The sequence below is a fragment of the uncultured Ferrimonas sp. genome (assembly GCF_947489035.1).
Lineage (GTDB): Bacteria > Pseudomonadota > Gammaproteobacteria > Enterobacterales > Shewanellaceae > Ferrimonas.
The window spans coordinates 85,610-92,517 of the sequence record NZ_CANLCI010000017.1 but is presented as its reverse complement, the minus strand read 5'-3'; the positions used below and the strand labels follow the sequence as shown (position 1 = coordinate 92,517).

Here is a 6,908-nt window from a genome sequence, read left to right as displayed (position 1 = left end):
GTAGGTCATCGTCAGACACTTATTTAGAATCAAGCCCCGTCCTTTGGACGGGGCTTTTTTCGTTTGGGTGTTTTAGTGTTTAGCGATGTTTTCGGCGGGATCTCTGCAGTGCTGATAACCAAGCAGCACCGTTGATTGATGTTCTTTTTGCCCAGCCCGAGTCATTCGACTCGGGCTTTTGCGTATAGAGCGGTATGCTGGGAGGAAATCAGCGATGAGCACGTACATACAGGGATGAGCAATGCATATTGAGATGATCTGCACCGGCGAAGAGGTGCTGTCAGGCCAAATTGTCGATACCAATGGCGCTTGGGTAGGCCAGCGACTGTTAGAGGCAGGGGTAGAGATCCATTCGCGGATTACGGTGGGGGATCGGATGGATGATCTGGTTGCTGCGTTTACGCGCAGCGCTGGGATCGCCGATGTTGTGTTGATCAATGGCGGCTTGGGGCCAACGGTGGACGATCTGTCCAGTGAAGCGATGGCGAAAGCAATGGGCGTAGAACTGGTGTTGCATCAAGGTTGGCTCGATACCATTACGGCTTGGTTTGAGCGCAATGGCCGAGCGATGCCAGCAAGCAACAATAAGCAGGCGCTGCTGCCATCGGGGGCGGTAATGGTGGATAACCCCGTTGGCACCGCTTGCGGTTTTCGGGTGCGCTGGCAAGGGACGTGGTTTGTGTTTACTCCAGGGCCACCTACTGAGCTGAAGACCATGATGAACGGTGAGATCCTGCCTTGGCTTAGTCGCGAGTTTGCCATTACGGCCCCGTCGCAGCTGTATCGGATGCTGACTACGGGGCACGGCGAGTCGGCATTAGCTGAGCAATTGGCGTCGGTGTCGTTGCCTGACGGTGTCGATTTAGGCTACCGCGCTTCAATGCCTTACATTGAAATTAAGCTACTGCGCCGTGGTAAGGTTGCCGACGCACGTTGGCTGCAGCTGCTTGATGAGGTGCGGACGGCGTTAGGTGATGCGTGGTTAGGGGATAACGTATATAGCGTGGCTGAGGCGTGTCACCAGTTGCTGTTGGTGCAAGGAAAACAGTTGGTGACTGCGGAATCGTGTACCGGCGGCATGGTGGCCAGTAATTTAGTGGATTTGGCGGGCAGCTCAGCTTATTTACAAGGCGGTTGGGTAACGTACAGCAATGCCGCGAAACAGAGTGAGCTGAACGTAAGCGCAGAGACATTGGCAGAACACGGCGCGGTTTCGACAGCAACGGCAATGGCGATGGCGCAAGGTGCACGGGCTAAGCTGGATAGCGACATTGCTATCAGCATTACGGGTGTTGCTGGGCCTGATGGTGGCAGCGAGGAGAAACCGGTGGGCACGGTGGCGTTTGCTTTGGCCTACCGTGGTGGCTATGTGGCGCAGATGCTGCGCCTAGGCAATAAACGTCATGGCCGTGATGGGGTGAGGAAGTTGGCGGCAACGGTGGCGCTGGATATGGTGCGGCGCCACCTCCGAGGTGAATCGGTTTGTGCCGATTACGGTTATTTTACTCGCTTAGAGCAGTGTCAAAGCGAGTAACTTGGGCTCAGGGTTGCAGCACAAACTCGAGTTTACCGGGTTTGATTTTCAATTCTCGGCCAAACCTTCCGATCAGATCTTGTCGCCAATCGCTCTGATCTAAGCTATAGACCGGCTGATTTTGCAGAATAACGCTCACCCATTGGCTGGTCTGCTGCCCCAGCGGTTTAAGGATCTGCTCTACTTGGCGTGGGCTGGCCGAAATTTCGGTTAGCTCCACCTCTTTTAAGTAGATGGCCTTATCAACAGGATCGTAATAAGGCTTAGCGCTAAAGGTAAAGCTCAGCCCTGCCCGCAGTGGGATGATTGGTGTATTGAGTTTGATTCTGGCGCTGCTGGTAACCGCAATGGTGTCTGGCGTTGCGCCAATGTCCACTTCGCTATCCCCCAGCACCAGTTCGGCCCCAAGCTCTTTATTACCCTGACTTTTATGCTGCTTACGCAACTGCTGGTTAAGGTAGTTTTCCAGCTCGCCTTCGCTGACGCTGTAGCTGGTTGAGCAAGCAGCCAGCATTGTGCTGGCTGCCAATATCACCACGTGGGCTAGTTTCATACTTATCCTGTATTACGAAGGCCAGCGGCGATCCCTGCCATGGTAAGCATTAACGCTTGGCGTAAGTGTTCACTGTCTTGTTCCTGCCGCACTCGGCGCAGTAACTCAGCTTGAAGGAAGTTTAGCGGGTCAATGTAGGCATGACGTACCGCCACCGATTCTTTATTCCATGGGGTAGAGTCCATCAAGCCATCGGTTTGAGTCAAATCCAGTACGCAATCGATGCCTAGCTGCAGCCGTTGACGTAAGTCTTCACCAAGATGGTGTAAGTCTTTACTTACCAGCAATTGCTCGTAGTAGCGGGCGAGATTGGGCTCGGCTTTGGCATAAACCATCTCAAGCATGGAGACTCGGGTACGGAATAGCGGCCACTGTTGCGACATCTCGCGTAAGGTGTCGCGATGACCATTTTCGAGCATCACCGCTAAGCCTTCACCGGCACCAAGCCACGCAGGCAGATTGAGTCGGTTCTGGGTCCACGCGAAGATCCACGGAATGGCGCGTAGGGATTCTACCCCGCCATTGGCGCGACGCTTAGCCGGGCGGCTGCCCAGCGGCAAGGCGGAAAGCTCTTGTTCTGGGGTAGCGGCGCGGAAGTACGGCACAAAGTCCGGCTCGTTACACACCATTTGGCGATAGGCTGCGACCGAATGTTCGGCCACTTCATCCATCACTTCACGCCATTGCGGCTTTGGTACTGGCGGCGGCAATAAGGTGGCTTCCAATACGGCAGAGGTGTACAGCGCCAAACTTTGTACCGCGACCTTGGGCACGCCAAACTTGAAGCGGATCATTTCGCCTTGTTCGGTCACCCGCAGGCGACTCTCAACGGAACCCGGAGGCTGAGACAGGATCGCTTCGTGGGCTGGACCGCCGCCACGGCCGATGCTGCCACCACGGCCGTGGAACAGGGTGAGTGCCACATCCGCATCGCGGGCCACTTGCACTAACGCTTCTTGGGCACGGTACTGCGCCCACGAGGCCGCCATTACGCCGGCGTCTTTGGCTGAGTCGGAATAGCCGATCATCACCTGTTGGCGGCCGCGACAATAACCGCGGTACCAATCAAGGCTGAACAGTTTTTCCATCACGTCACTGGCGTTATCCAGATCCGATAAGGTTTCAAACAGCGGCACAATCGCCATGGTGAAGGGGCAATCGCACTCTTTTAAGAGCAAGGCGACGGCCAGTACGTCCGATGGCGACGTTGCCATCGAGATCACGTAAGAGCCCAAGGCTTCTTCGCTTTGCTGGCCAATCATCTTGCAGGTGTCGAGCACTTCCTGGGTTTCGGCACTGGCAACCCAATTGTGTGGGAACAGTGGCCGTTTGCAGGACAACTCGCGCAGTAGGAAGCTTTGCTTTTCATCTTCTTGCCAGTGATTGTAATCACCGAGGCCAAGGTAGCGGGTGATCTCGGCGATGGCGTCGGCATGGCGATCGGAGCTTTGACGAATATCCACGCGCACCAAGGTGCAACCAAAGGCATGCACGCGGCGCAAGGTGTCCAACAGTAAGCCGTTGGCAATCAGGTGCATGCCACTGTCAATTAAGCTGTCGTAGGCCAATTGCAGTGGGGCGATCAGATCTTGCTGTTGCCAAATTAAGTTGCTTTGGCTGATTTCAGGGTGCTGACCGGCTAATCGCTGTTCAAGGTAATCCAGGGTGCTTAACAGGTCATTGCGCAGTTGGCGTAACACCACTCGGTAAGGTTCGCGATGCTCGCCACTGTGGCTGAGTAAAGCCGCGTTGGCTTTCGACATCGACAGTTCGCTGATCAGAATGTTGAGATCATCAAGGTACAAATTGGCTGCGGTAACGCGGTTTCGCAGCAGCACTTCTTCGGTGACTGTTGCGGTAACAAACGGGTTGCCATCGCGATCGCCGCCCATCCAGCTGGAAAATTTTACCGGGGCAATGTGTGGCGGCAGTTGCTTCCCTGTTTGCTGTTCCAGTTGTTCGCTTAACTGGCGTAAAAATTCTGGAATGGCATGCCATAAGCTGGCTTCCACGGTGGCCATGCCCCATTGCGCTTCGTTTACCGGGGTTGGGCGTTCGTCTCGCATCTCATTGGTGTGCCAGATCTGCGCCACCAGCTGACGCAATCGCAGCTGGTTACGGGCGGTTTCTCGCTCCGACAGCTGTGGGTTCTCGCGCTCGCCCAAGTTATCAATCAACGCCATGTACTTATTAATTAAGGTACGGCGGGTGATCTCGGTTGGGTGCGCGGTTAGCACCAGATCCACTTCCAGTTTTTCCAGTTCAACTAATAGCTGCTCTGGCGGCAGTTGCAGTTTGCCGTTGAGCAAACGCCCTAACAGCATCTCCACAGGATCAGGAACACACACTAACTCGTCACAATTGCGGGAGATCGAGTGAAATTGCTCGGCGATGTTAGCCAAGTTAAGAAATTGGTTAAAGGCACTGGCGAACGGGATCAGCTCATCATCGTGCAGCTCTCCGAGCATTTGCAGTAACTGATCGCGGGCCCCTTCGTCGCCGTTACGGGAAGCTTTAGAAAGTTTACGTACGGTTTCAATCCGATTTAAAAACTCACTGCCGAGCTCGGCTTCCATGGTATCGCCAAGGATGGTTCCCAGTAAGTGCACGTTGGATCGAAGCTGGGCATACATATCCGTCATCTTCCCTCTCCCTAAAAATAAATATCAACCTATCGATATTGTGGCTTAAGCATGACTTGGTCAAGTCAGCTTGATGATTCTGCGGGGTCAAATTGCATCTGTTTATCGTAATTTTTAGTCGCATCTGTAACTTGTTTTCATTGGCTACAACGAACGGAGAGAAAAATTAACAATATAATTATGCACAATGGTTGCATGGGTAGTTGGTTGTGGGTAAGGTGTGCTGGTGTTTAAGGAATAAGCCAATGTTGACGATGAAAACCCCGAATTTGATGACTTTACTGCGACGACGATAACTCCCGCCTATTAGCTGCGCTGCATCAATGCAGTCGCCACGCTGTCTCTGTATTTTATTTTCTATCGCAAGACATTCTGCAAGGAGCCGAGCCATGACGAAGGTCGCGGTGATCGGGGGATCTGGCTACACCGGCGCGCAATTGGCGCAGTTAATCAGCCAACACCCAGATTTTGAATTAACCCATCTTTATGTGTCCGCCCACAGTGCCGATCAAGGCAAACCATTAGCGCAACTGTACCCTCATTTATTGGGGCAGGTGGCGCTGTCACTGTTGCCGTTAACCGATGCTGCTTTGGCGCAACTTAGCCAGCATGTAGATGCAGTATGTTTGGCACTGGATCATCAAATCAGTGCGCAATTAGCGCCACAGTTATTGGCGCAAGGGCTGGTGGTCTTTGATCTTTCCGGTGGTCATCGTTTTGCTGATGCGGCCATCTATTCCAAATTTTATGGCTTTGAACACCCTGCGCCAGAGCTGCTGCCGGATGCGATTTACGGCTTGGCTGAGTGGGAGCAACAGGCGATAGCAACGGCGCAGTTGATTGCCGTGCCGGGCTGCTACCCCACTGCGTCGTTATTGGCCTTAAAGCCGCTGCAACAGGCGGGGCTGATTGCGGCCAATACTCGGCCGGTGATTAATGCGGTCAGTGGTGTTTCAGGCGCGGGGCGTAAGGCGGGATTAACCAACAGTTTCTGTCAGGTCAGCCTTAGCCCTTATGGGGTGTTGGGCCATCGGCACCAGCCTGAGATCGAACAGCAGCTGGGCAATGAAGTGATCTTCACCCCTCATCTTGGTGCCTTTAAACGGGGCATTTTGGCCACCATTAGCGTCGACGTAACAGCGGGCACTTGCGCCGCGCAAATTGCCCAAGCCTATAACCACTATCAACACAGCCCGGTGGTGAATCTGTTGCCAGCAGGGCAATGGCCCAAAGTGGATGACGTAGCCTACAGCCCCAACTGTTTGTTGGCGTGGCAGCTTGATAGCGAACGGCAGGTGCTGGTGGTTGCCAGTGCCATCGATAACCTATTAAAAGGCGCCGCAAGCCAAGCGCTGCAGTGCATGATTATTCGTTTTGATAAGGCGGAACAGCTATGAAACCGATGATTATTAAGGTTGGCGGCGCATTATTGGATTGCGAGGTGGGCATTGAGCGCTTATTTGGCACCTTGGCGGCCCTGAATAGCCAAGGCTGGCAGCCGCTGCTGGTGCACGGTGGTGGCACCTTAGTGGACAGCCATCTGCAGGCCCACGGTTTTAGCAGCAGCAAACATCAGGGCTTACGGGTTACGCCGGCAGAGCAGATCCCTGTAGTGGCAGCGGCTTTAGCCGGAGGGGCGAACAGCGCCTTGGTGGCGGCGGCCATTGCCGCGGGGTTAACGCCGGTGGGGCTGTCTTTGGCCGATGGCGGCATGACAACCGCTACCGTACTGGATCCGCAACTGGGAATGGTGGGCCAAGTGCAACCGCAAGACGCCAGCCTGCCCACTTTGTTATTGCAACAAGGGATGCTGCCCATCGTCAGTTCGATTGCGGTCGACAGCAACGGCCAGCGTTTAAACGTAAACGCGGATCAAGCGGCAACGGCGTTGTGCCAGTTGTTGCAGGCACCGTTGGTGTTGTTGTCGGACGTTTCTGGCGTTCTGGATGGCAAAGGCAAATTAATCCCACAGCTGACGCCGCAATTGGCGGCCACGTTGACCGCCCAAGGGGTGATTGAAGGTGGCATGAAGGTCAAGGTGGAGTCGGCGTTGGCTGCCGCGAAAGCGATAAACAATCAGGTTTTGGTGGCCAGTTGGCGCTACCCCGAACAACTGGCTGCGCTGATCCAAGGCGAGCCGGTTGGCACCGTAATCAGCGCCAGCGCGCAGGCATAAGGA

5 protein-coding genes are annotated in these 6,908 nt (G+C 54.5%); 3 read left to right on the top strand and 2 right to left on the bottom strand.

The features are described 5' to 3' along the window. The first annotated feature begins 241 nt into the window (after positions 1 to 241). Positions 242 to 1,534, top strand: coding sequence for a CinA family nicotinamide mononucleotide deamidase-related protein (locus tag Q0796_RS11790; protein ID WP_298443324.1), 1,293 nt, complete (start codon positions 242 to 244; stop codon positions 1,532 to 1,534). Positions 1,535 to 1,541: 7 nt separating this feature from the next. On the opposite strand, the gene Q0796_RS11785 is transcribed toward Q0796_RS11790, so the two are convergent. Then, on the bottom strand, positions 1,542 to 2,087 hold the full coding sequence (locus tag Q0796_RS11785) for a DUF1439 domain-containing protein (RefSeq protein ID WP_298443321.1): 546 nt from the start codon (positions 2,085 to 2,087) through the stop codon (positions 1,542 to 1,544). 2 nt (positions 2,088 to 2,089) lie between these two features. Beyond that, positions 2,090 to 4,729: a phosphoenolpyruvate carboxylase gene (ppc, locus tag Q0796_RS11780; protein ID WP_298443318.1), complete on the bottom strand. Its 2,640-nt coding sequence runs from the start codon at positions 4,727 to 4,729 to the stop codon at positions 2,090 to 2,092. Positions 4,730 to 5,118: 389 nt separating this feature from the next. Here ppc and argC point away from each other — a divergent pair, with 389 nt between their 5' ends. Together argC and argB are read left to right on the top strand one after the other, a co-directional pair. After that, the gene (argC, locus tag Q0796_RS11775; RefSeq protein WP_298443315.1) at positions 5,119 to 6,126 is read left to right on the top strand and encodes an N-acetyl-gamma-glutamyl-phosphate reductase; all 1,008 of its coding nucleotides are present in this window, start codon (positions 5,119 to 5,121) and stop codon (positions 6,124 to 6,126) included. Further along, positions 6,123 to 6,905 (top strand): acetylglutamate kinase, encoded by a 783-nt coding sequence (argB, locus tag Q0796_RS11770; RefSeq protein WP_298443313.1) that lies wholly within the window; start codon positions 6,123 to 6,125, stop codon positions 6,903 to 6,905. Before argC ends, argB begins: the two co-directional genes overlap by 4 nt. Positions 6,906 to 6,908 lie beyond the last annotated feature (3 nt).

Coding starts and splice junctions, on each gene's coding strand:
- Q0796_RS11790 (WP_298443324.1), top strand. CDS start 242: ATGCATATTGAGATGATCTGCACCGGCGAAGAGGTGCTGTCAGGCCAA.
- Q0796_RS11785 (WP_298443321.1), bottom strand. CDS start 2,087: ATGAAACTAGCCCACGTGGTGATATTGGCAGCCAGCACAATGCTGGCT.
- ppc (WP_298443318.1), bottom strand. CDS start 4,729: ATGACGGATATGTATGCCCAGCTTCGATCCAACGTGCACTTACTGGGA.
- argC (WP_298443315.1), top strand. CDS start 5,119: ATGACGAAGGTCGCGGTGATCGGGGGATCTGGCTACACCGGCGCGCAA.
- argB (WP_298443313.1), top strand. CDS start 6,123: ATGAAACCGATGATTATTAAGGTTGGCGGCGCATTATTGGATTGCGAG.